Source organism: Polynucleobacter yangtzensis (assembly GCF_001595965.1).
GTDB classification, from domain to species: domain Bacteria; phylum Pseudomonadota; class Gammaproteobacteria; order Burkholderiales; family Burkholderiaceae; genus Polynucleobacter; species Polynucleobacter yangtzensis.
Window position 1 is genome coordinate 1 of the sequence record NZ_LOJI01000021.1, and the last position, 1151, is coordinate 1151.

General features: G+C 45.8%; 1 protein-coding gene and 1 pseudogene. Both read right to left on the reverse strand.

The genetic code is table 11. The features are described from left to right. The coding region (locus JaK3_RS05765; RefSeq protein ID WP_068321962.1) for a branched-chain amino acid ABC transporter permease at nt 1-725 on the reverse strand (725 nt) is incomplete at its 3' end. A 141-nt stretch (nt 726-866) separates the two neighbouring features. Then, nucleotides 867-1151 (reverse strand): annotated as a pseudogene (locus JaK3_RS05770) (ABC transporter substrate-binding protein); the annotation flags it as partial.

The following is a 1151-nucleotide window of genomic DNA, read 5'->3' on the forward strand; positions in this document are numbered from 1 at the left end:
ATGATGCCCATGCCGCTAGATAAGCCGCCAATAATCGCTACTGCGAATGCCTTCAATCCCAGCGCGCCACCCATAGTTGCGCCAGTCAGCGTCAATGGTGCAATCAACACACCAGCAAACGCTGCAGTTAAAGAAGAGAGCGCGTAAGAGAAGGTAATCACTACGCTGGTATTAATGCCCATCAAGCCAGCAGCATCGCGGTCGTTTGCTGTTGCCACAACAGCCTTACCGTAAATTGTTTTACGGTTAAAAAACTCTACTAACAACATCATGACCAACGCACCAACCACCACTAAAATTTCCATTGGCAGAATACTTGCGCCCAAGAAGCTCATTGGCTCCATTGGCAAAGGCGATGGGAATGGCAATGCATCGCGACCCCAAATGTTTTCAGCAACGTTCTTGAAAATAATACCGAGAGCGATGGTGGACATAATCCAACCAAACTCGGATTTAATTTTGATCGCAGGGCGAACACCGATTAACTCAACGAAGCTACCCTGAATCATGCCGAACAGGCAAACGATTGGAATCATTACCCAGTAGTTCATGCCGAAAGTGTCAACGCAGGTTAAACCTACTAGAGCGCCTAACATCAGCGCTTCACCTTGACCGAAGTTTAATGTGCCAGAAGTGGCAAAAGTGAGCTGAAATCCAAATGCGATAACAGCATAGATCATCCCCACAGCGATACCGCTTGAGAGGATTTGTGCGAGCATTTCCATGTTATTGGCCTAAATATTCTTAATACTGTTTTATTGACGGTTTAAATATCTTAATAAACGCCGCATTTTGGGCGGCGCTCTGTTTTATCAATTGCTGCAGTGCAAAATAAAGAATGGATTTGCACTGCGACCTTGAGTCGATTACTTCTTCTTAGGCTTCGCATCCTCAGCGTTCAAGAACTCAACGCGACCGTTCTCAACCACACCCATCACTACGTCTTTAGCTTTAATTGCTTCGTGATCAGTTGCTGTGAATGGCTTGTTGTAAGTCATGATCACACCATCAACTGGAGCCTTCAGATCTTGCAATGCTGCAACAATCTTTGGTCCCTCTGTACTGTTAGCTTGCTTGATAGCGGCTGCCAAGAGGTAAACAGAGTCATATCCTTGTGCTGCAGAAACTGGAGATGCGATGTTGTTGTTCTT